The 22,384-nt window shown below is 72.7% G+C and carries 22 protein-coding genes and 1 pseudogene; 7 read left to right on the forward strand and 16 right to left on the reverse strand.

Annotation, left to right across the window (positions count from 1 at the left end):
- The coding region (locus HA630_RS17300; protein ID WP_166836283.1) for a cation transporter at positions 1-620 on the reverse strand (620 nt) is incomplete at its 3' end.
- Positions 621-710: 90 nt separating this feature from the next.
- Between HA630_RS17300 and HA630_RS17305 the strand changes: the two genes are divergently transcribed.
- Positions 711-1,238, forward strand: a complete 528-nt coding sequence (locus tag HA630_RS17305) for a MerR family transcriptional regulator (RefSeq protein ID WP_166836285.1) — start codon at positions 711-713, stop codon at positions 1,236-1,238.
- Here the strand turns inward: HA630_RS17305 and HA630_RS17310 are convergent.
- Positions 1,168-1,446: a hypothetical protein gene (locus tag HA630_RS17310; RefSeq protein WP_166836287.1), complete on the reverse strand. Its 279-nt coding sequence runs from the start codon at positions 1,444-1,446 to the stop codon at positions 1,168-1,170. The two genes, HA630_RS17305 and HA630_RS17310, sit on opposite strands and share 71 nt — an antisense overlap.
- Entirely contained in the window at positions 1,443-2,627 is a 1,185-nt protein-coding gene (locus HA630_RS17315; protein WP_243855500.1) for an MFS transporter, read from the reverse strand. The genes HA630_RS17310 and HA630_RS17315 overlap by 4 nt, the downstream gene beginning before the upstream one ends.
- 193 nt (positions 2,628-2,820) lie before the next feature.
- Between HA630_RS17315 and HA630_RS17320 the strand changes: the two genes are divergently transcribed.
- On the forward strand, positions 2,821-4,557 hold the full coding sequence (locus HA630_RS17320; protein ID WP_166836288.1) for a long-chain fatty acid--CoA ligase: 1,737 nt from the start codon (positions 2,821-2,823) through the stop codon (positions 4,555-4,557).
- A 3-nt stretch (positions 4,558-4,560) separates the two neighbouring features.
- On the opposite strand, the gene HA630_RS17325 is transcribed toward HA630_RS17320, so the two are convergent.
- Entirely contained in the window at positions 4,561-5,511 is a 951-nt protein-coding gene (locus HA630_RS17325) for a Na/Pi cotransporter family protein (RefSeq protein WP_166836290.1), read from the reverse strand.
- 76 nt (positions 5,512-5,587) lie between these two features.
- Positions 5,588-6,397, reverse strand: coding sequence for a DUF2189 domain-containing protein (locus HA630_RS17330; protein ID WP_166836292.1), 810 nt, complete (start codon positions 6,395-6,397; stop codon positions 5,588-5,590).
- Between the two features lie 126 nt (positions 6,398-6,523).
- Here HA630_RS17330 and HA630_RS17335 point away from each other — a divergent pair, with 126 nt between their 5' ends.
- Entirely contained in the window at positions 6,524-7,264 is a 741-nt protein-coding gene (locus tag HA630_RS17335; protein WP_166836294.1) for a 2OG-Fe dioxygenase family protein, read from the forward strand.
- Positions 7,265-7,279: 15 nt separating this feature from the next.
- Here HA630_RS17335 and HA630_RS17340 read toward each other — a convergent pair whose 3' ends face one another.
- The 7 genes from HA630_RS17340 to HA630_RS17370 form a co-directional block, all read right to left on the reverse strand.
- Positions 7,280-8,269: a Bug family tripartite tricarboxylate transporter substrate binding protein gene (locus HA630_RS17340; RefSeq protein WP_166836296.1), complete on the reverse strand. Its 990-nt coding sequence runs from the start codon at positions 8,267-8,269 to the stop codon at positions 7,280-7,282.
- A gap of 23 nt (positions 8,270-8,292) precedes the next feature.
- Positions 8,293-9,789, reverse strand: a complete 1,497-nt coding sequence (locus tag HA630_RS17345) for a VWA domain-containing protein (RefSeq protein ID WP_166836298.1) — start codon at positions 9,787-9,789, stop codon at positions 8,293-8,295.
- 46 nt (positions 9,790-9,835) lie between these two features.
- Complete coding sequence (locus HA630_RS17350) at positions 9,836-11,284, reverse strand: AAA family ATPase (protein ID WP_243855501.1); 1,449 nt, start codon at positions 11,282-11,284, stop codon at positions 9,836-9,838.
- 28 nt (positions 11,285-11,312) lie between these two features.
- A complete protein-coding gene (gene bktB, locus HA630_RS17355) occupies positions 11,313-12,497 on the reverse strand; it encodes a beta-ketothiolase BktB (RefSeq protein WP_166836300.1) in 1,185 nt (394 codons plus the stop codon).
- A gap of 89 nt (positions 12,498-12,586) precedes the next feature.
- Entirely contained in the window at positions 12,587-13,204 is a 618-nt protein-coding gene (locus HA630_RS17360; RefSeq protein WP_166836302.1) for a histidine phosphatase family protein, read from the reverse strand.
- Positions 13,205-13,217: 13 nt separating this feature from the next.
- Positions 13,218-13,994, reverse strand: coding sequence for an SDR family NAD(P)-dependent oxidoreductase (locus tag HA630_RS17365; RefSeq protein WP_166836304.1), 777 nt, complete (start codon positions 13,992-13,994; stop codon positions 13,218-13,220).
- Positions 13,991-15,688: a sensor domain-containing diguanylate cyclase gene (locus HA630_RS17370; RefSeq protein ID WP_166836315.1), complete on the reverse strand. Its 1,698-nt coding sequence runs from the start codon at positions 15,686-15,688 to the stop codon at positions 13,991-13,993. The genes HA630_RS17365 and HA630_RS17370 overlap by 4 nt, the downstream gene beginning before the upstream one ends.
- Positions 15,689-15,768: 80 nt before the next feature.
- Between HA630_RS17370 and HA630_RS17375 the strand changes: the two genes are divergently transcribed.
- From HA630_RS17375 to HA630_RS17390, 4 genes are read left to right on the forward strand one after another with little or no spacing between them, the layout of a single operon-like run.
- Positions 15,769-16,641, forward strand: a complete 873-nt coding sequence (locus tag HA630_RS17375; RefSeq protein ID WP_243855502.1) for a TatD family hydrolase — start codon at positions 15,769-15,771, stop codon at positions 16,639-16,641.
- A complete protein-coding gene (locus tag HA630_RS17380; RefSeq protein ID WP_166836317.1) occupies positions 16,638-17,153 on the forward strand; it encodes a DNA-deoxyinosine glycosylase in 516 nt (171 codons plus the stop codon). The genes HA630_RS17375 and HA630_RS17380 overlap by 4 nt, the downstream gene beginning before the upstream one ends.
- Positions 17,153-17,968: a spermidine synthase gene (locus HA630_RS17385; protein ID WP_166836319.1), complete on the forward strand. Its 816-nt coding sequence runs from the start codon at positions 17,153-17,155 to the stop codon at positions 17,966-17,968. The genes HA630_RS17380 and HA630_RS17385 overlap by 1 nt, the downstream gene beginning before the upstream one ends.
- Before the next feature lie 3 nt (positions 17,969-17,971).
- Positions 17,972-18,883 carry a DMT family transporter gene (locus HA630_RS17390; protein ID WP_166836321.1) on the forward strand — a complete coding sequence of 304 codons (912 nt, stop codon included), beginning with the start codon at positions 17,972-17,974 and terminating at the stop codon, positions 18,881-18,883.
- A 22-nt stretch (positions 18,884-18,905) separates the two neighbouring features.
- Here HA630_RS17390 and HA630_RS17395 read toward each other — a convergent pair whose 3' ends face one another.
- From HA630_RS17395 to HA630_RS22510, 4 genes and pseudogenes are all read right to left on the reverse strand, one after another.
- A complete protein-coding gene (locus HA630_RS17395; protein WP_166836322.1) occupies positions 18,906-19,562 on the reverse strand; it encodes a YiiX/YebB-like N1pC/P60 family cysteine hydrolase in 657 nt (218 codons plus the stop codon).
- A complete protein-coding gene (locus HA630_RS17400; protein ID WP_166836324.1) occupies positions 19,550-20,779 on the reverse strand; it encodes a DUF4878 domain-containing protein in 1,230 nt (409 codons plus the stop codon). The genes HA630_RS17395 and HA630_RS17400 overlap by 13 nt, the downstream gene beginning before the upstream one ends.
- An 8-nt stretch (positions 20,780-20,787) precedes the next feature.
- Positions 20,788-21,909, reverse strand: coding sequence for a zinc ribbon domain-containing protein (locus tag HA630_RS17405; protein WP_166836325.1), 1,122 nt, complete (start codon positions 21,907-21,909; stop codon positions 20,788-20,790).
- 16 nt (positions 21,910-21,925) lie between these two features.
- A pseudogene (locus HA630_RS22510) lies at positions 21,926-22,384 on the reverse strand (zinc ribbon domain-containing protein); the annotation flags it as partial.

The following is a 22,384-nucleotide window of genomic DNA, read 5'->3' on the forward strand; positions in this document are numbered from 1 at the left end:
AGTTCCTGGCGGGCCAGGCGCATCACCGTCCAGCCGGCCGACAGGGCGAGGCCGGCCATGACCGCCGCCACCGTCCAGTCGGGCCAGCCGTGACCGGCGCCCAACACCCCGCCGGCGGCGGCCAGCACCGCCAGGTTGCTCAGCGCGTCGTTGCGCGAGCACAGCCAGACGCTGCGCATGTTGGCGTCGCCGTGGCGCCAGGCGTACAGCAGCGCGGCCACCGCCAGGTTGGCGGTGAACGCCAGCACCGCCACCGCGCCCATGGTGACGGCGTCGGGCACGGTGCCCTGGGCCCAGACCCAGGCCGATTTGCCCAGCACGAACAGGCCGTAGCCGAACATGGTGGCGCCCTTGACCCAGGCCGCCCGGCTGCGCCAGGCGACGGCCATGCCCAGCACCGCCAGCGACAGGCCGTAGTTGGCCGCGTCACCGGCGAAGTCGATGGCGTCGGCCAGCAGCGACACCGACGCCGCGTGCCAGCCAGCGGCCAGCTCCACGGCAAACATCAGCGCGTTGACCGCGAGCGCGATCCAGAGCGCGCGGCGCCAGCGTGGGTGGGTGGCGGCAGACACGGTGGCTGGGGTGTCGGTGGTGCAGGCGGTGTGGCAGGTGCAGGCCATGGGCGGGAGCGGCTGTGGGCACGCCGGGGCGTGCGGGGCGTTGGGGGTTCTGCCAGAATTGGAAACCTTGCAGTCGGTGAAAGGTCAAGCATGGCAGCGCAGTTGCGGGCATCCACGGATTCGGCGGCGCCGGTGTGGCGCATCGGCGAGGCGGCGCGACGCGCCGGCGTGTCCGCCGGCAACATCCGCTACTACGAGCGCGAAGGGCTGCTGGGCCGCACCGCCCGGGCCGGCAACGACTACCGCCTGTACAGCCCGGCCGACGTGCACCGCCTGCGCTTCATCCGCCTGTGCCGGGCGCTGGACCTGTCGCTCGACGAGGTGCGCCACCTGCTCGACCTGGACATGCGCCAGCCCGCCGACTGCGCCGCCGCCCGCGAGGCGCTGGACGCGCACCTGCGCCACGTCCGGGCACGCCTGGCCGAACTGCGGGCGCTGGAGCGCGATCTGCGCAGCCTGCGCGACCGCTGCGACGGCCGGGACGACCACTGTCACATCATCGAGGCCCTGCACGAACGGGCCGACCAGGCGCCCACAGACGATGCGGTCAGCCGGGCAGGCGTTGCCGCGCCTTGTCCAGCCACAGCTGCAGGCTGTCGTGCAGGTCGGTCTGGCTGAAGGAGCAGCTTTCTTCCGCGAACAGCGCACTGGACTCCAGCCGGTCGAGCAGGTTGTGCCAGACCTCGCCAAAGGCCGGCGGCAGGGCGGCCAGCAGCGTGTCGCGCTGGCGTTCGCCGCGGGTGTAGTCGGTCAGGGCACATTGGCCCTGGCGCAGGGCGTCGAGGCGGGCCTGCATCTCGCGCAGGGTGGCGGGGTGGTCGGTCATCGGTGGGGCGGTGGAGACGGCGAACGGGGCAGCAGGGTCAGCGCCCCCAGCACGGCGAAGGCGGCGCCGATCCAGGACAGGCGCGCAAACCCCAGCCAGGCGATGGCGGCGCCGCCCACGGCGGCGCCCGCGGCCGTGCCAATGTACACCATGGACGCGTTCAGGCTCAGCAGCATGGGCGCCTGGGCGAAGGCGCATTCGGCCAGCCGCGATTGTTGCGGTGTCATCATGCCGAAGCCGCACACGGTCATGACCGCAAAGGCCAGCACCGTCAGGGTGTGGTGGCCGGCGGTCAGCGGCGCCAGCGCCAGCGCCATGGTCATGCAGCCGATCTGCCAGCGCAGGGTGTGGCGCGGGCCGTGCCGGTCTGCGGCCCAACCGCCGATCAGCGTGCCGGCCACCCCAGCCAGGCCCAGCACCACCAGGGTGGCGGTCAGGGCGCGCGGGCTCAGGGGGTTGAGCGCCAATTGCACCGGGCCCATGTAGGCCGACACGGTGAAGATGGCCGTGAAGTACAGCAGGGTGAAGCCCAAGGTCAGCAGCACCTCGCGCTGGCGCAGCAGGCCGCCCAGCCCGGCAAAGCCGGTGCCCGGTGTGCCGATGTGGGCCGGCACGCGCCGCCACACCAGCCAGAGCATGAGCAGCGACGCCGCCGCCACCGTCCACAACGGCCAGGGCCAGCCGTGCGCCAGACCCAGCCAGGCGCCGAAGGGCACGCCCAGCACGTAGCTCAGGCTCATGCCCAGGAAGGTGCGCGCCAGCGCCTTGCCGCGCTGTTGCGGCGCCACCAGGGCCACCGCCACCCCGGCGGCCAGGGGGGTGAACACCGCGCCCACGCCCATCAGCACCCGGCCGGCCAGCAACCAGCCCAGGGCCGGGGCCGCCGCGCTCAGGGCGGTGCCGGCGGTGAACAGGCCCAGCGCCAGCAGCATCACGCGGCGGCGCGGCCAGCGGCCGGTGCCCACCATCACCCACGGCGCCAGCAGGGCGTTGGCCAGGGCGTAGGCGGTCATGGTCTGGCCGGCGGCGCTCACGCTCACGCCCAGGTCGTCGGCCAGGGGGCCGAGGTAGCCGGTCATGCCGAAGGCGCCGGTGCCGATGACGAAATTGCACAGCGCGAACAGCCACAGCACCGGGGGCAGGGCGGGGGTGGCCGGTGGCGGGGTGGGGGCGGTGGACATGCGGCCATGATAGGCAGCTGGCCGCGGGTGGGCTGTCGCGCCCGTGGCCCGGCCCGGCGCGTCCCGCGCGGGACAGGCGGCCGGCGCGCGGTGCTGGTCAGGGCGCGGGGGCTTTCGTATGCTGTGGCGTGCCGCGCGTGGCCCTGCGCCCGCGCGCCGACCGCACCACAACGACAACGACAGGAGACCGCCCATGGACCCCACCGGGAGCCACGCGCCCACCCCCGCCCCCCTGCCGCGGCGCGCCCACCACGCCCACTGGCCCGCCCGGCTGCCGCACGCGCTGCGCACGCCCCAGACCTCGCTCTGGTTCAACCTGGAGGTCAGCGCCCGCCGCTACCCGGACAAGCCGGCCACGGTGTTTTTTGACCGGGTGCAAACCTACCCCGAACTGCTGCGCAACGCCGAACGGGTGGCGGCCTGGCTGCACGCGCGCGGCGTGCGCGCCGGCGACCGGGTGCTGCTGTTCATGCAGAACGCGCCGCAGTTCGTGGCCGCTTACTACGGCATCCTGCGCGCCAACGCGGTGGTGGTGCCGGTCAACCCCATGAACAAGGCCGAGGAGCTGGGCCACTACATCACCGACCCCGAGGCCCGGGTGGCCATTGCCGCCGCCGACCTGGCGCCTGCGCTGTGCCAGGCGGACGCGGCCCTGCCGCCCGAGCGGCGCCTGGCCCACCTGCTGTGCGTGCACTACCGCGACGCCATGCCCGAGGACGCCTTCGCCGACGACAGTGGCCTGCCCGCCGCCTGGCGCGACTGGCTGGGCACGCGCCACCCCTTGCCCACGCTGGCCAGCGGCCAGGCGCACGACTGGGCCGAGGCCCTGGCCTGCCCCGACCCGCTGCCGCCGCACACCGCCGGCCCTGACGACCTGGCCACCCTGCCCTACACCAGCGGCACCACCGGCCTGCCCAAGGGCTGCATGCACCCGCACCGCACCCTGATGCACAACGCCGTGGCCAGCACCCTGTGGAGCAACGGCACGGCCGAGAACGTGTCCCTGCTGGTGGTGCCCATGTTCCACATCACCGGCATGGTGGTGGGCATGCACGGCAGCGTTTACAACGGTTCGACCATGGTCGTCATGCCGCGCTGGGACCGCGAACTGGCCGGGCGCCTGATCGCCCGCTGGCAGGTGACGCACTGGGTCAACATCCCGACCATGATCATCGACCTGCTGGCCAGCCCGAACTTCGCCAGCCACGACCTGTCCAGCCTGGTGTTCATCGGCGGTGGCGGCGCCGCCATGCCGCAGGCGGTGGCGCAAAAGCTGCTGGACCTGTACGGCCTGCGCTATTCCGAAGGCTACGGGCTGACCGAAACCGCCGCCCCGTCGCACAACAACCCGCCCGACCGGCCCAAGCAGCAGTGCCTGGGCATTCCGTTCGTGGGCACCGACGCGCGCATCGTCGACCCGATCACCCTGGCCGAGCTGCCCCCCGGCGAAGCGGGCGAGATCGTGGTGCACGGCCCCGAGGTGTTCGACGGCTACTGGCGCCGCCCCGACGCCACCGCCGACGCCTTTTTCGAGCTGGACGGTCAGCGCTTCTTCCGTACCGGCGACCTGGGCCGGGTGGACGAGGACGGCTACTTCTTCATCACCGACCGGCTCAAGCGCATGATCAACGCCAGCGGCTTCAAGGTCTGGCCGGCCGAGGTGGAAGCGCTGATGTTCAAGCACCCGGCCATCGCCGAGGCCTGCGTCATCGGCACCCAAGACCCCTACCGCGGCGAAACCGTCAAGGCGGTGGTGGTGTTGCGCGCCGAGGCCCGCGGCCAGGTGAGCGAACAGCAACTCATCGACTGGTGCCACGAGCACATGGCCGCCTACAAGGCGCCGCGCGTGGTGCAGTTGGTGGACGCGCTGCCCAAGAGCGGCAGCGGCAAGGTGATGTGGCGGCTGCTGCAGGAGGCCGAGGCCGGCTGAGCCTCAGATCGGGGCGTTTTGTGGCGTGTGGGCGGCTTCGGCGCGCGGGGCGAAACGCCGCCCCAGCCAGCCGGTGAAAGGCAAGAACAGCAGCGCCACCGCCCCGTTGAACGCCAGGTTGGCGATGGCCACCGCCTGCCCGGGCGAGTCGCCGGTGCGCACCGCCCAGGCCCCGAACGGGGTGATGAAGGGCAGCACCAGCACCACGCCCACGGCGTTGAACAGCAGGTTCATCCAGGCCGCGCGCCGGGCGAAGGCGTCCATGGGGATGCTGGCGATCAGGCCGGTGGCGGTGGTGCCCAGGCTGGCCCCGACCACTATCGCCACGGCGCCCATCGGGTCGAGCACCCCCTGCTGCACCAGCACGATGGCCAGACCGCTGACCACGCTGCTGGACTGCAGCACCACGGTCATGACCACGCCCATCAGCACCTGGGCCCGCGCCAGCCAGTGCAGCACCCAGGGCGACTGCCGCAGCGGCTCCAGCGAGTCCCCGATCAGGTCCAGCGTGAAAAAGATGAAGCCGAAGTAAAAGATGGCCCGCCCCACCACCCGGATGGAAAACGGCAGCATGGTCAGCAGGCCGCCCAGCACGATGAGGTAGGGCCCGATGTGGGTCAGCTTGTACGACACCAGCCAGGCGGTGGAGGTGGTGCCGATCTTGGCGCCGAGCAGCACCGCCAGGCTGGCGGCAAAGCTGAGCGTGCCGGCGTTGACCAGCGCGACCACCAGGGCCGACACCGCGCTGCTGGACTGCACCACCGCCGTCACGCCGGCGCCCAGCAGCAGGCCCCGGAAGCGGTCGCGGGTGGCCAGGCCCAGCCAGCGCGGCAACTTGTCGCGGCCCACGGTCTGCAGTTCCTGGCTGAAATGCTCCAGCCCGTACAGGAACAGCAGCAGCGCGCTGAGCACCAGCACGAAGACCTGGAAATCGCTGAATTGCAGGGTGGCCATGGCCCGCAGCATAGCGCGCGGGCCGGCGGTCTGCCACCGCAGACCCTGGTGGGCGGGAGGCGGTGTGGGCGGTGCCTCAGGCCGGGGTGGGGGCCGGCACGATGCCGCGGTAGGCGTGCCAGGTGGCGTGGCCCAGCACCGGCCCGGCCACAAACAGGCCCAGGAAGCCCGGCAGCATCGCCAGCAGCACGGTGACGGTGATGAGCGCGCCCCACAGCAGCATCACCCCGGGGTTCTGCAGGCAGGCGCGGATGCTGGTCAGCCCGGCCGAGATCGCGTCCACCTGCCGGTCCAGGATCATGGGGATGGCGATGACGCTGGTGACGAAGATCAGCCCGGCAAAAACGGCGCCGACCACGGTGTAGGTGATGAGGAATTCCAGGTTCTGCAGGCTGAACAGCACCTTGAGCAGGTTTTCGGTGGACGGCATGGTGTTGAAGGTGACCGCAAACACCACCAGCGAGGCCCGGCCCCAGAGCATCTCCAGGATCAGCAGCACCCCGGCGAAGATGGCCATGGTGCCCTTGGTGGGGCGCCAGGCCGCCAGCGAGGCGCGCAGCGAGGGCCGGCGGCCGGTTTCGCAGGCGCGGCTGGCGTCGTAAATGCCCAGGCAGAGGAACGGCCCCATCAGCAGAAAACCGGCGCTCAGGGCCAGCACGTAGGCCGGGGCCGCCCGGAACACCCACCACAGCGCGTGGCCCATGAGGAAAAAGCACAGCCCGTAAAACAGGCCCACCTTGGGGCAGCGGGCGAAGTCGCGCCAACCGCGCGCCAGCCAGCGGAAGGGGTCGGCCGGCGACAGGTCGGCCAGGCGCAGGGCAAAGACCGACGCGGACTCGGGGGCCGGCTCGGTGGCGGGGTGGGGATCGGTGGGGGAGGCGTTCATCCGCGCTGGCTCCAGGTGCAAGCCATTGTGCTTGATTTTTGTCAAACGCACGATACCCAAGCCCGGCCCGCCCGGCCACATGGTTTACCCGCCCCGGTATGGTGCGGGTTTACACTGTGCGGCACCATGAGTGCCCATTTTCTGCCCCCCTGCGTCCCCCTGAGCCGTGTGGACGAGACCCTGGCCCAGCAGGGCTTTGCCCTGATGGACGCGCGTTCCGTGTGCGACTGGCTGGCGCTGGAGCCGCAAGGCCTGGCGGCCCTGCAGCCGAGCTGGGACGACCTGCCCAGCGACCAGTACCTGAAAGACGGTGGCCGCTACCGGCGCCGGCGCCACAGCTGCTTTGTGGTGGACGGCGAGCGGGTGGAGCCCGTGCCGCACCGCGCCCACTGGCAGCCGCTGGAGTACAACGCCCTGCACGGCGGCATGGAGCGCTGGTTCGACCCGATGGACCCGGCCACCGTGGCCCTGCCCGCCTGGCAGCGCCTCCTGGTGCAGACGGCGGCGGTGACCTCGGCCCTCAAAGGCGCGCAGCGCTGGTACATCGAGGCGCACCAATTCCGCATCGACACCACCGACGGCATCGGCCGCCCCACGCCCGAGGGCGCGCACCGCGACGGGGTGGAGCTGGTGGCGGTGTTCCTGGTGGGGCGCCACCGCATCAAGGGCGGCGAAAGCCGGGTGTTCGACGCCCACGGCCCCAACGGCCAGCGCTTCACCCTGACCGAACCGTGGTCGCTGCTGCTGCTGGACGACGCCCGCGTCATCCACGAAACCACGCCGATCCAGCCGCAGGACGCCGACGCCATCGGCTGGCGCGACACCCTGGTGCTGACCTGCCGCGCCGGCGGCTTCCAGGGCGACTGACGCCGCCCCGCCGCGTCACTGCGGCTGGAAGCCGCTGTCGCGGATGATTTTGGCCCAGGTCTGGGTGTAAGCGCGTTCGCGCGCCCCCAGTTGCGCGCCGGTCATGTGGCCGACGTTCAGACCCATGGCGGTCAGGCGTTCCTTCACCTCGGGGCGTTGCAGCACCTGGGCCACGGCCTGGCTCAGCCGTTCCAGCGTGGCCACCGGGGTGCCGGCCGGCGCGAAGATGCCGTAGTAAGGCAGGTCCTCGAAGCCGTTCAGGCCCAGCTCGGACAGGGTGGGCACCTCGGGCATCAGCGGCTGGCGCTGGGTGCCCATCACCGCCACCACCCGCAGCTTGCCGGCCTTGTGGTTTTCGATGAAGTCGGGGATGGAGCCGACGCCGGCGGCGATCTGGTTGCCCAGCATGTCGGCCATCATCGGCGCGCTGCCGCGGTAGGGCGCGGCCACCAGGTCCAGCCCGTTGCGCTGGGCCAGCACCTGCACCAGGAACTGCGGCACCGACGCCGGCGCCGGCACGCCCACCGCGCCCCGGCCGCCCTGCTGTTTCACCCAGGCCAGGTATTCCCCGTAGCTTTTGGCTGGGGTGCCGCCCGACACCGCCAGCGCGTTGACGAAGGTGGCGAAGCCGGCCACCGGCACAAAGTCCTTGGCCGGCTCGAAGCCCGGGTTTTTCACGACCTGCGGCAGGATGGAGATGCTGTGGTCGTGCGACAGGAACAGGGTGTGGCCGTCGGGTTTGGCGGCCTTCAGCGCCTGGGCAGCGATCTGCCCGCCCGCGCCGGCCTTGTTTTCGACGATGACTGGGCCGCCCAGCGCGGCTTTCAGCGGTTCGGCCAGGATGCGGGCGATGGCGTCGGTGCCGCCGCCTGCGGGGAAGCCGACCAGCAGCCGGGTGGGGGTCTCGGCGTGGGCGCTGCCCAGGGTCAGGGCGCCGGCCAGGGCCGCGGCCCAGACGAGGGCGGTGCGGCGTGCCGGGCGGGCGGGGTGCGGGGTGTGTGGCATGGGGCCTCCGTGGGGGAAAAACGTCATTTTGGCAGGGCCGGCGCGGCGGGGTCGGCCCCGTCGCGGCGGATGGCGTTGGGAAAGTACAGCGCGGTCAGGCTGCGGCTGTGCACCGGCGAAAACCCGTCGCCGGCGCGCGCCGGCTGGTCGCCGTGGCGGCGCCAGTCGCGCACCCAGTGCAATTGGTCGCAGACCTCCAGCAGGCCGATGGTTTCGCGGTCGCCGATCAGCAGCCCGTGCACCCGCAGCCCCAGCGTGGCTTTGGCCTCGCGCAGGCGGGCCAGGGTGGCGGGGGTGACGCCGAATTCCCCGTCGCTGACGATGAGCACGTCGGCCTGGCGCCAGGCGTCCTCGCGCACGCGCTCCACCGCGCGTTCCAGCGGCGTCTGCACGTCGGTGCCGCCGTCGAAGCCCTGGCCCAGCGTGTCGAGCAGCGCCGCCAGCCCGGCCGCAGTGGGGGCCAGTTCGCGTTCCAGCAGTTCGCCCTGGCCGCCGAAGGCCAGCAGCCGGCAGGGGCGCTGGCCGGCGCCGGCGCTGCGCAGGGCCTGCAGCACGCAGGCCTTGCCCACGTTTTCCGGGGCGCCGCGCATGGAGCCCGAGGTGTCCAGGCAGACGATGAGCGGCCCGCGCCCGCTGGGCGGCCCGGGGCGGGGCGCGGCCTGAGGCGGCTGGGCCTGGCCGGGGGCGGGGCGGGGTTGGGGGGCGCGGTCGTCGTAGGTGAGCAGCTGCGCCTCGGCGAAGCGGGCGCGCCAGAGCCGGCGCAGCAGCGGGTGGGTCAGGCCGGCGCTTTCGGCGCCGGTCATGCGCGCCAGCACCCGCGAGCGGCGCACGCCGTCCACGCTGGTGGGCTCGGGGGCGCGCTGGTCGTCGTCGGGCCGGGTCTGGCTGGGTTGCGGCGCGGCCGCCGGGGCCTGGGGGGCGGGCGCGGCGTCGGGCACCGGGTCGCGCCGGCCGACCCGGTCGATGAACTGGCGCAGCGCCGGCATCTGCGCCAGCCGTTCGCCGATGCGTTGGGCGTCGCCCCAGGCGCGGTGCTGCAGCAGGCCCTGCAGTTCGTCCCAGCGCAGGTGGGCCAGGTCGCCCAGGGCATGGGTCAGGGCCTGCACCTGTTCCCAGCCCTGGCGTTGCAGCTGCCAGCTGTCGCGGAAGTCGTCGCGGGTGCGGGCAATGGCCTGGGCGCGCGTTTCGCCGGCGGGGCGGTCGATCAGGTGGTCCAGGTGCCAGAGCAGGCTTTGCAGCAGCTGCTGGGCCAGCGCGGGCTGGTCGCGGGTGAGGTCGGTCAGGGCCAGTTCGCCGACGACCTGGCGCAGCGGCTGGGTGGCGGCGGGGTCGCCGAAGTCGAGCGCCGGGTCGGGCAGGCGGCCTTGCAGCAGGGCGTCGCGCCAGGCGGGCAGGTCGGGCAGGCGCCGCACGGCCGGGCCGCTGCTGCAGACCACCGCCCAGCGCCACAGCGGCTGCGGCAGCTCGCCCAGGTGGTGGTAGGGGCGGTTGATGTGGGCCGGGCCGCAGGCGGTGGGCATGGTCGGGTGGGGGCAGGCGGGTGGGCCTGGGGCCGGCGGGCGCGGTTCAGGGGGCCGTGGGCCGGGGCGCGGGTGCGGTGTCCGCAGGCAACGTCGCCGCCCCCTCGGGCGGCGCGATGGGCTCTGGCTCGGTGCTGGCCGGGTCCACCGGCAGGGCGGCAAAGCCGGCGCGCACGCCGTGGGCCTGCGCCTGCAGCGCCTGCGCCTGGGCACGGCGTTGCCCGTGCACCGCTGCGATGTGGGCGCACCACGACGGCGGCAGCCACGGGTGGGCCCGCGCCGCCGCGGTGACGGCGTCGGCCTGGGTGCTGACGGCCACGCACAGGGCGTCGATCTGGTCGCACAGGCCGTCCAGCTGCGCCACGCGGCTGGCCACGTGCCCGGCGCTGTAGCGCTTGTGTGCCCGGTCGGACACCAGGCGCAGCATCTCGCTGTCGCCGCTGGGGCCGGCCAGGGCCTGGGCCAGCGCGAGTTTGCCGGCGCTGTCGTCGGGGCCGTCGGCCGGGGTGCGCCGCTCGATGTCGAGCTGGCCCTCGAAGGCGTCCACCGCGGCCTGCAGGCCGGTGGTGTCCAGCGCTTCGGCCTGCGCCACGTCGGTGAAGAAGGTGGCGGCCCAGGCGGCCGTGTCGTCGGGGCGGTGGGGCAGCACGAAGGGCAGCACCCACAGGTCCCAGGCGTTGACGGCGCGGTCGCCGCGGCTGGCGGCCTGGACCTTGAGCAGCCCGGCCAGCTGGCGCCAGCGCCGGTCGGACACGGGCGTGTCCTGGTCGCGGCAGCGCTGGCGCGCCTGCCGCAGGCGGTCCAGCACGTCGGCCGGCAGCTCCACCGCCTGGGCCTGGGCGCGCAGGGCGTCGAGTTCGGCCGGATGCAGGGCGCCCGGGCCGGTGGCACTGGGCGCGTCGGCCGGGGTGGGTGGCGGCGCCAGCAGCAAGGCGTGGAAGTGCGCGTCGTCCACCGGGGCCACCGGCACGCGCAGCAGAAAGCGGTCGTAAAAGGCCTGCAGGCCGTCGTCCTGCGGCCATTCGTTGCTGGCGCCCACCAGGCACAGCAGCGGCACCGGCTGGCGCAGCGTGCCGTTGTCGAACTGGCGCTCGTGCAGCAGGCCCAGCAGGGTGTTGAGGATGGCCGAATTGGCCTTGAACACCTCGTCCAGAAAGGCGACTTCGGCCTGGGGCAGGTAGCCGTCGGTCAGGCGTTCGTAGCGGTCGTCTTCCAGCGCGCGCAGCGAGAGCGGGCCGAACAGCTCCTCGGGCACGGTGAAGCGGGTGAGCAGGCGCTCGAAGTAGCGGGTGCCGGGCAGGCGCCGGTGCAGGCGCCGCGCCAGCTCGCTTTTCGCGGTGCCGGGCGGGCCCAGCAGCAACAGGTGTTCGCCGGCCAGGGTGGCCAGCAGCAGGCAGCGGGCGGCCACGTCGCGCTGGAGCAGCCCGTGCTCCAGCGCGGCGAGGGCCGCCGCCCAGTCGGGCAATGCGGCGGGGCGGTCGGGCGCGGCGCTCAAGCCGGTGTCCCGTGGGCCGCCGCCGGCCTCACACCCGCTCGAAGATGGCGGCGATGCCCTGGCCCCCGCCGATGCACATCGTCACCAGCGCGTAGCGGCCGCCGGTGCGTTGCAGCTCGTACAGTGCCTTGACCGTGATCAGCGCGCCGGTGGCCCCGATCGGGTGGCCCAGCGAAATCCCCGAGCCGTTGGGGTTGACCTTGGCCGGGTCCAGCCCCAGGCCTTTGGTGACGGCGCAGGCCTGGGCGGCGAAGGCCTCGTTGGCCTCGATCACGTCCAGGTCGTTCACGCTCAGGCCGGTGCGCTTGAGCACCGCCTGGGTGGCCGAGATCGGGCCCACGCCCATGATCTTGGGGTCCAGCCCGGTGTGGGCGTAGCCCACCAGGCGCGCCATCGGGGCCAGGCCACGGGCTTGGGCCGCGCCGGCTTCCATCAGCACCACGGCCGCGGCCGCGTCGTTGATGCCGCTGGCGTTGCCGGCCGTCACGGTGCCGTTCTCTTTGACGAAGACCGGCTTCAACTTGGCCATGTCGTCCAGCGTGCAGTTGGGGCGGAAGTGCTCGTCGGTGGCGTAGGCCACTTCGCCCTTGCGGCTCTTGAGCATGACCGGCACGATCTGGTCTTTGAAGTACCCGGCCTCGGTCGCCTTCTGGGCGCGGTTGTGGCTCTCCACGGCCAGGGCGTCCTGCATCTCGCGGGTGATGCCGAACTGGGCGGCCACGTTCTCGGCGGTCACGCCCATGTGGATGTTGTGGAAGGGGTCGTGCAGGGCGCCGACCATCATGTCCACCAGCTTGGTGTCGCCCATGCGGGCGCCGAAGCGGTGGGTCAGGCTGGCGTAGGGCGCGCGGCTCATGTTCTCGGCGCCGCCGCCGATGGCCACGTCGCAGTCACCCAGCAGGATGGCCTGGGAGGCCGAGACGATGGCCTGCAGGCCGGAGCCGCACAGGCGGTTGACGTTGAAGGCCGGGGTGGTCTCGGGGCAGCCGCCGTTGATGGCCGCCACGCGGCTGAGGTACATGTCCTTGGGCTCGGTGTTGACGACGTGGCCGAAGACCACGTGGCCGACGTCGGCGCCGGGGGTCTGGGCGCGGGCCAGGGCCTCGCGCACGACCAGTGCGCCGAGTTCGGTGGGGGGCGTGTCCTTGAGGCTGCCGCCAAAGGTGCCAATGGCGGTGCGTACTGCGCTGACGACGACGACTTCTCTGCTCATACAAGGCTCCTGGGTGGGTCGATTGAATTATGAATTATGTGACCATCTTCGGCCATTTGTCTGACGCCAAGCCGACAGTTCCGGTGGCTTCACGCCCGCCAGCGGGCCAGGACCTCCAGCGCCGCCTCGCGGGGGTGTGGCCGGGTCAGGAACACCTCGCCCATGGCGGGGTGGGCGCCGGTGAGCGCGGTGATGTTGACCTGGTGCGTCACCAGCATCCAGTTGGCCGGCGCCTGCAGTTGGCGGGCGCGCTGCAGCACCTCGCGCGTCTGGCGCACGCCGTCACCCTGGCCCTGGAAGAAGGAATTGAGTGCTGGCCAGACCCGGTGCGGCGGGTGGTGCGGGTCGAAGGCGAGTGCCGCCGTTTCGGTGCAGCGGCACCAGGCGCTGCTGTACACGGCGTCCAGCCGCACCCCTTCCTGCACCAGGCGCTGCCCGAGCCGGCGGGCGTCGTCGCGCCCGGCGTCGCTCAGGTTGCGCTGGCTGCGGCAGTCGTCCAGACGAAAGCCGGGCGGATCGCCCAGGCCTGCTTCGGTGCGGGCGTGGCGCATCAGCAGCAGGTGGCCACCTTGGCGGGCGCGGGCCCAGAAGCCGTCCGGGTCGCCGGCCGCAGGCCGGGCCGGGGTGGGCAGCGCTGCGGCCCCCAGCCCCAGCTGGGCGGCCCAGGCCAGCCAGCGCCGGCGGTGCAGGGGGCGGGGCGGGTGCATGGGGGCGGTCCTCTCAGTCGCGCACGTCGGCCACCACCGGGTCGCCAAAGTCGGGCCGGTCCAGGTGCGACAGCACCTGGCGTGCGGCCTGTGCGGGCGTGGCCAGCAGGCCCTCGGTTTTCAGGCCGACGAAGCGCGCGTGGTCAGGGAAGCGGGCAGGGTCGCCGGCGCGCAGCTGGGTTTGCATGTCGGTGTCGATCACCCCGGGCGCCAGCGAGGCGATGCGCGCACCGCGGGGCCGCCGGGCCTCGTCCAGCGCGGTGCAGCGGCTGAAGTGGTCCAGCCCGGCCTTCGCCGCGCAGTAGGGCGCCTGGCCGGCCATGGCGCGTCGCCCCAGCCCGGACGAGATGTTGAGCACCTTGCGCGTGCCCTGCCAGCCGGCGTCCACCCAGGCCTGGGTGGCGCGCAGGAAGGCGCCGGTCAGCGCCATCGGGGCCTCCAGCCCCACCCGCAGCGCGCGGGCCAGTTCGTCGGGCGGGCAGTCGTTGAGCGGCCCGATGGCCGGGATCACGCCGGCGTTGTTGATCAGGGTGGCGCTGTCCAGCCCCGGCGCGTGCAGGCTGTGCAGCCAGCGCGCCAGCCGTTCGGCGGCCTCGGCCGTGTCGGTCAGGTCTTGCGACCACTGCTCCAGGTGGGCGCCGGCCTGCATGGCCTGGTGCGCCAGGTCGTCGCAGGGGCGGCGCGCCAGGCACAGCAGCACCCGCTGTGGCGACAGCAGCTGCTCGGCCAGCGCCCGGCCCAGCCCGCGCGAGCTGCCGGTGACGATGGTGAGGTGTTGGGCGGGGGTCATGTGGGCTCCTCGGCCAGGCGGAAGGCGTTGCGTCCGGCGGCCTTGGCGGCGTACAGCGCCTCGTCCACCCGGTGCAGCAGGGCGTCGCAGTCGTCGTGGCGCTGCGCCAGCGTGCCCCCCATGCTGAGGGTGACCGGCTGGCTGCTGTCGCGGGTCTGGGCGGCCACGTCCTCGCGGATACGCTCGCCGATCTTGAGCAGGGTGTCGCGGTCGCAGGGCGCCAGCACGACGAGGAACTCGTCCCCGCCCCAGCGCCCGGCGTGGTCGTAGGGGCGCAGGTTGGCGCGCAGCAGGCGGGCCACCTCCACCAGGGCGGCGTCGCCGGCGGCGTGGCCGCGCTGGTCGTTGATCTGCTTGAACCAGTCGATGTCGAGGTAGATGACGCCGTAGGGCACGCCGTCGCGGCGGGCGCGTTCGGCGCAGCGGGCCAGCGCGTCGGTCATGCCGCGGCGGTTGGCCAGGCCGGTCAGGGCGTCCACGCTGGCCAGGCGGTCCAGCGCCTCGGTGCGCTCGCGCACCTTGGCCTCCAGGTCGCGGGTGTTGTCGCGGATGGCGCGGGCCATGCTGTCGAAGTGGCCGATCAGCCGGCCCACTTCACCGCCGGCGCGCGGCAGCTCGGGCGGCGCCAGGTCGCCGTCGCGCACCCGCAGCATGGCGCGTTCCAGCGCCGCCAGCGGGTGCACCACCCAGCGCCGCAGGGCCAGGTGGAACAGCCCCAGGCTGGCCACCAGCACCAGCCCCAGGGCCACCGCGATCGGCACAAAGCGCTGCACCGGCATCAGCTGGTCCAGGTCGATCAGCGTCACCTCGTACCAGCCGATGGTGGGCAGGTAGGCCATGCCCACCAGGTGGCGCTGGCCGTTCATCACCACAAAGTCGTTCAGCACGGTGCCGCCGGGCTGGTCGGGCTGGCGCAGCCGCTGCAGGTGGGCCTGCATGCGTTCGCGGTCTTCGGGCCGGTCCAGCAATTGGGTGAACAGGCTTTTCTGGCCTTCGGGTTTGACCACGCTGGCAAAGTCGATGAGCTTTTGGTCGCGGTAGAGCTGGATGGCGCCGTTGCCGTCCACGAACAGGCTGGTGATGCCGGGCTGGCTCAGGTCCACCACCTCGCGCAGGAAGGCGTCCAGCTCCACCCCGGTGCCGACGATGCCCAGCGTGTGGTCGCCGTCGCGCATGAGCACGTCGATCCAGAGCTTGGTGACCTTCAGTGTTTCGTCGGGGTTGACGTTGAGGTGGAAGGGCCGGCCCTGGCGCACCAGCTGGTAGAACCAGGCGTCGGCCGGGTTGTCGGGGCGGAGGTGGTAGCGCAGCGGCTGCTGGGCGTAGTCGTTGGCGGCGTTGTTGTGGAAGTAGGCGCCGTCGGCCTGCAGCGCCACGAAAAAGCTGCGGTCCTGGAAGTTCAGCCGGTAGCTCTCCATTTCCCGCAGCGCCTGGGCCTTGTACAGCGGGTTCTGCGGTTCGCGCGCCCAGCGCTTGAGCACCTGCGAATCGGCCATCTGCTGGGCCAGGGCGATTTCGCGCTCGATCGGGCGCAACAGGCGGGCGCTGTCGTAACGCACCTGGATGTCCACCACCCGCAGGCCCCACTGTTCGATGACGCGTTCGGCCACCGCGCTGAACAGCACCCAGGCCAGGCCCGTGGCCAGAACGGTCAGGGCGGTGGTGAGCAGCAGAAACCGGCTTTTGAGGCTCAAATTCTCTCCCCCGGTGGCGGGTTGGGTGGTGCCGCACATTGTGCACCAGCGCGTGCCCGGTCGTGCTGACCCATAATCGTTTGGCCATGTGGATCGACACCCATTGCCACCTCGACGCGCCGGAATGGACCGACACCGAGCGCCTGCGCGCCCGCGACGACGCGCGTCGCGCCGGCGTGGCCCTGTGCGTGTACCCGGCGGTGGCGCGCCCCCACTGGGACGCGGTGCGGGCCCTGGCCCACCGCACCGGCGACGCCTACGCCTTGGGCATCCACCCCTTGTGCGTGCCCCAGGCGACCGACGACGACCTGGCCGCGCTGGACGCTGCCTTGAGCCGCCACCGCGACGACCCGCGCCTGGTGGCGGTGGGCGAGATCGGGCTGGACTTTTTCGTGCCCGCGCTGTGCGAGCCGGCCCTGCGCGAACGCCAGACCCTCTTTTACACCGCGCAGCTGCGCCTGGCCCAGCGCCACGGCCTGCCGGTGCTGCTGCACGTGCGCCGTTCCGCCGACGCGCTGCTGCACGGCTTGCGCAACCTGGCCCGCCAGGGGCGGCCGGTGGCCGGCGGGTTGGCGCACGCCTTCAACGGCAGCGCGGTGCAGGCCCAGGCTTTTCTGGGGCTGGGGCTGGCCCTGGGGTTTGGCGGCGCCGTCACCTTCGACACGGCGCGCCAATTGCAGCGCCTGGCCGCCAGCCTGCCGCTGGACGCCCTGGCGCTGGAGACCGACGCCCCCGACATCCCGCCACAGTGGCTGTACGTGCCGGCGGCCGAGCGCGCCCGGGGCCGGCCCCAGGGCCGCAACGCCCCGGCCGAACTGCCGCGCATCGGCGCCATGGTGGCGCGCCTGCGCGGCCTGGACGTGCCGGTGCTGGCCCAGGCCACCACCGCCAACGCCCTGCGCGTGCTGCCGCGCCTGCGGGCGCTGTGGCCCGCCGGGCGCTCCGAGGCATGAGCACGCCCCCGCTGCAAGGCCTGGCGCCGCTGCTCGACGCTCGCACCCGGCTGCTGGTGCTGGGCAGCTTCCCCAGCGTCGCCTCGCTGGCCGCGCAGCGTTACTATGCCCACCCGCAAAACCAATTCTGGAAGATCCTGGGTGCCTTGTGGCACCTGCCCCTGACCGACATGCCCTATTCCGAACGAACCGACGCGCTGCTCGCCCATGGCTTGGGGCTGTGGGACGTGTACGCCAGCTGCGAACGCGACGGCAGCCTGGACAGCGCCATCCGCCACGCCCGCCTGAACGACCTGCACAGCCTGCGCCAGCGCTGCCCGGCGCTGGAAGCGGTGGCCCACCACGGCGGCGAAAGCTTCCGCCACGCGCGCCACACCCGCGCCCTGGGCCTGCCGGTGTACCGCCTGCCTTCCACCAGCCCGGCCCACGCCAGCTGGCCGTTGGCGCGCAAACTGGCGGCCTGGCGCGAGGTGCTGGCGCGTCACGGCCTGGCCCCGGCGGAGGCCGCCTGATGGCCCGCCTGAGCACCCGCGCCGCCGCCCGCCCGGCCGACCCCCCACCCGAGCGCCCGCGCCGCACCCGCACCGACCCCGATGACCTGCCCGCCGTCACCCTGTCGGAAGACAGCGAGGTCCGCTTCCTGCACCTGGGCACCGAATGGGTCCAGGGCTCGATGCTGATCGACCGGCCTTTCGACATCGAACTGGAGTACGTGCAGCGCATGATGGCCTGGCTGCTCTTCGTCGAGCCCGACAGCGTCGCCCGCCGCCGCGCCATGCAGTTGGGCCTGGGCGCCGCCGCGCTGACCAAGTTCCACTTCAAGAAGCTGAAGATGGACACCACCGCCATCGAGATCAACCCGCAGGTGGTGGCCGCCTGCCGCACCTGGTTCAAGCTGCCGCCCGACAGCGCCAAGCTGCGCGTGTTGCTGGGCGATGCCGCCGAGGTGGCCGCCCACGCGCCCTTCCACGGCACGGTGGACGCGCTGCAGGTGGACCTGTACGACCACGAGGCCGCCGCGCCGGTGCTGGACAGCCCGGCCTTCTACGCCGACTGCCGCGCCCTGCTCACCGACGAAGGGACGATGACGGTCAACCTGTTCGGCCGCGACGCCAGCTTCGAGCGTTCGCTCGACAGCATCCGCGCGGCGTTCGGGCCGGACGCGGTCTGGGCCTTCAAGCCCACGCGCGAAGGCAACACCGTGGTGCTGGCGCTGCGCACCCCGCAGCACCCCGGCCGGCTCGAGTTGCTGGCCCGCGCCGAGGCGATCCAGGCGCGCTGGGGCCTGCCCGCCACCAAGTGGCTGCGCGTGTTCAAGGCGGCCTGACCGGTGGCCGCCGACCCGCGCCCGGCGCACCTGACCAGCGGCCTGCTGCTGGCGGCGGCCGGCTCCATCGCCTTCAGCGGCAAGGCCATCATCGTCAAGCTGGCCTACCGCCATGGGGTGGACGCGGTCACGCTCATCATGTACCGCATGCTGTTCGCGCTGCCGCTGTTCCTGGCCATGGCCTGGTGGGCCACGCACCGCGCCCGCACCCCGGTGGCGCCGCTGACCCGGCGCGACCTGCTGGGCATCCTGGGCCTGGGCGTCAGCGGCTACTACCTGGCCAGCTTCCTGGACTTCTGGGGACTGCAGTACATCAGCGCCAGCCTGGAGCGGCTGATCCTGTACCTCAACCCCACCCTGGTGCTGGTGCTGGGCTGGGTGCTGTACGGCCGGCGCATCACCGGGCGCCAGGCCGGCGCCATGGCGCTGAGCTACGCCGGCGTGCTGCTGGTGTTCGGCCACGAGGTGCGCTTCGACGGCTGGGGCACCGCCCTCGGCGCCCTGCTGGTGTTCGGCAGCGCCGTCAGCTACGCCATCTACCTGGTGTACAGCGGCGAAATGGTCAAGCGCCTGGGCGCGCTGCGGCTGGTGGGCTGGGCCACCAGCGTGGCCTGCCTGCTGTGCCTGTTGCAGTTCGTGCTGCTGCGGCCGTGGTCGGCCGCTGTGGTGGCGCCCGAGGTGGTCTGGCTGTCGGTCCTCAACGCCGTGGCCTGCACCGCCGCGCCGGTGGTGATGGTGATGATGGCGATCGAACGCATCGGCTCCGGCCTGGCGGCGCAGACCGGCATGGTCGGCCCCCTGTCCACGATCTTCATGGGGGTGTGGATTTTGGGCGAGCCGTTCAACGCCTGGGTGCTGGCGGGCACCGCGCTGGTGCTGGCCGGGGTGCTGTGGGTGAGTCGCCAGCGCGCCTGAGGCGCGACCGCCGGCACGCCCTTCAGGCGAGCGGGCCGGCCCAGGTGGGCACCAGGGGCAGGCGCTGCAGCAGGTGGCTCACGGTGATGACCTGCTTGGGGCCCAGCGGTGTCTGCAGGGTGTGCAGTGCCGGCGGGCCGACCCAGCCCAGCGCCTGGGCCGCGGCCCAGACCAGTTCGGTGCAGTACAGCCGCTGCGGGTCCTGGCTGTCGAAGTCGCCGTCGAAGGGGCGCCCGATCCAGCCGCTCACCAACTCGGCCAGCGCCTGCGGGGCGCGCCCGGTGGCCGGCGCCCAGCCGAAGCTGGCCGCCAGAAAACTGCCCGGGTGCGACACGAACGCCGCCAGCGGTTCGCGCACCACGGCCTGGCCGTCCGGGGTGGCGTGCACCACCGACCAGCCGCCGCTGGACGCGGGCACCATCACCCCCACGTGGGTGTAGTCGCTGGCGTCGTCGAACCAGCGCACCACCCGCCCCTCCAGCGACCGGGTGCCGCGGAACAGCAGGTTGCCGGCGACGTTGCCCGCCTGCAGCGGGGCCAGCGCCTGGGCCGCGCGGGCGGGTGTGGCTTGGGCCGGGGCCTGCACCAGACCCAGCCAGGCCGCCCCCAGTCCCAGGCCCCCGGCCGCGGCCGCCCAGGCCAGGGCCTGGCGGCGGGGCAGCGGCCTCAGTTCATCCACACGTACCAATGGCCGTCGTGGCGGCGCAGTTGCATGCGGTCCCTGTCGTTGCGACCGTTGGCGTAGTGCACCACCACGCGCACCGTGGCCGATTCCTCGGTCTGGCGCTCCACCTCGGTTTCGATCCGGTCGATCGACGGGGCCGTGGTGCCGCGTTCCTGTGTTTTCATGGCAATGGCCATGCCGATCTTGGCGTCCGTGGCCTGACTGCGCTGCGCAGGGTGCAGGTGCGCCACGGCCGCTTCCACATTCCCCTCGGCCACCGAGCGCATGAACTGTTCGGCCACCCGGTCCGGGCCGCTGCCGAAGGAGAACAGGCGGCTGAACCAGGCCCCCAGGTCAAAACCGCCGCCGGCCTGGGCTTGGGTGTTCCCGCGTGCCGGGGCATCGAGCGCCGCCACCTGCTCGTTCAACCGGCGTTCGTCGGACGCGGTGGCTTCGCGCCAGCCCCGTTCGTCGTCGCGGAACAGCAGCACCTCGGCGGTCGTGTTTTTCATGGCCGAAGGCCATTCGTCGGCCACCGGCGGTTGGGTGGCGAAGGCCGGCAGGGTGTCCCAGGCGTAGGTGACGGTGATCTGCGCAAAACGCCGGCCGTCGGGCACCCGGTCCAGCAGGGCCTGCTCCTGCGCGCTCGGGGACTTGAGCGCGGTCTGGCTCAGCTTGACCGCGTTGGCCAGGCACAGCTGCCCGCGGCGGATGTGGCGCTGGGCCTCGGGGCCGTGGGCGTACAGCCAGTTGCCGTAGGCGTCGTTGCCGTTGGCCTGGTAGACCCCGCCCGCGACCAGGGCGTCGAGCCAGGCCTTGGTGTCGCTGTTCCAGCCGGCCACGCTGACCGTGCTCTGGCGGTAGGGGAAGTTGCTCAGGCAGGTGCCGCGCAGCAGCCGGTCTTGCTGGCCTTGCAGCCAGCGCTCGGCCACGGCTTGCTGCTCGGCCGCGTTCGGCGGGCCGTGCCGCAAGGCCGTCCAGGCCCAGGCCCCCAGCCCCACGACGAGCGCCAGGCCCACGGCCCCGACACCGCCCCAGAGGGCCGCGCGGGGCACCCGTCGGGCGCTGCGGGTCTGGGCCGCGATGGGCGGTGCTGCGGGCGCCGGAGCTGTCGCGGGTGCGGGTGCAGGTGCGGGGGCAGCCGTTGGGCGGCGCAAGGGGGCGCCGCAGTCGTCGCAAAAGGCGGCGTCGTCTTCGTTGCGGGTGCCACAGGCGTTGCAAAAACGGGGCATGGCAGACCTCAGACCAGTTTGTGGCCGCAGTGTTCGCAGAAGCGGTCACCGACCTGCACCTCGCCCTGGCACTGCGGGCAGTGCGGCGCGGCGGGCGCTAGCGCGGGTTGCGGTGCAAGGGCCGGTTCCGGCGCGGGAGCAGGTGCAGGTGCAGGTGCAGGTGCAGGTGCAGGTGCCGCGACCGTCGCTGCGGTCTCCTTCAGTTCGGTCACCTTCTCGCCGGCCTGTTTCAGGGCCGTGTCGGCCTGCTGGCGGATGCTGTCGAGGTCCACCTTGCCCGAGAACTCGCGCCAGGTCAGGATGCCCACCATCATGGGCAGCAGGAACACAAAGGCCGACGCGGTGGCGTACACCAGGCCGTAGCCGATGGCGGCGCCCACCATGTGGCCGCCGCCCGAGCCGTAGCCACCGAACAGCGCGCCGAAGTCCATGTGCATGCCGACACCGATGATCGGCACCGCCAGGCCGCCCACCACCAGGCTGGCAAAGGTGAGCAGGCCGAACAGCAGCGACGCGAACAGCAGCGACAGGAACAGCCCGCCGATGATCTTGGCCAGTGCCTCGAACGGGTGCTTGCGGGTGATGGCCCAGGTGATCGACAGCGCGTGCATGACCCGTTCACCGTCCCAGATGGCCGGCGCCACGATGGACGAGGCCATGTAGAAACCGACGATGGTCAGCGCCATCAGCAGCACCAGCGCCGGGATGGCACCGACCAGCAGCAGCGGGCCCACCCCGGGCAGCTTGCAGATCAGCAGCACCAGGGCCACCAGCAGCAGCACGCCCAGGTACACCAGGCCCAGCAGCAGGCCGGCGCCCAGCAGCTTGGGCAGGCTGAACAGCCCCGCCAGCATGTAGCCCAGCACGCCCCGGTACGGGCGGCGGTTGACCATGTCGGTCAGGCAGATGCCCGCGCCGTTGACGCCGGCCAGCACCACCACCAGCGCCACCAGGCCAAACAGCGCGGTGAAGATGAACGACACCTTGGCCAACAGGCCGCCCAGCGCGAACAGCAGGGCCGCGATCAGGTAGGCCGCCCCACCGACCAGCACGGCCTGCCAGCAGGTCAGGGCTTCCGGCAGGCGGAACAGGGAGTAGGGGTTGTCGGAGACGAGTAGCTTGTTGCTCATGGCAGGTTCCCTCGGTTCAGTTGTTGACGTTGTTGTTGCTCAGGGGGCACTCCGGCACCTGGCCCCAGAGCGAGCCGCAATGCTTGTGGCGGGCCTTGAGGATGCAGGCGCCTTTGGACAGCAGGTTGTCCTTGGCGTCGCAGCGCTGCAGGGCGCCGCGCAGGATGTCGAGTTCGGAGGCGGGGGCCGGTGACGGAACGGTCGGCGGCGGTGGGGCCGCCGGGGCAGGGGCGGGTGGCGGCGCGGTGGGTTTGGGGACCACCGGTGCTGGCGCTGGCTGGGGCGCCGGCGCGGGCTTGGCCACCGGCGCCGGCTGGCTGGTTGGGGCCGTGGTGGGTGCCGGTTTGGGGGCGGGCGTGGGCTTGGCCGCCGGTGCCGGCGCCGGGGGCGGCACAGAGGCCGCAGGGGCGGTGGGCACAGCAGCCGGTGCGGGGGGCGGGGCTTGCTCGGTGGCGATGGCCGGCGCAGGGGGCGC

The organism is Aquabacterium sp. A08 (genome assembly GCF_011742065.1).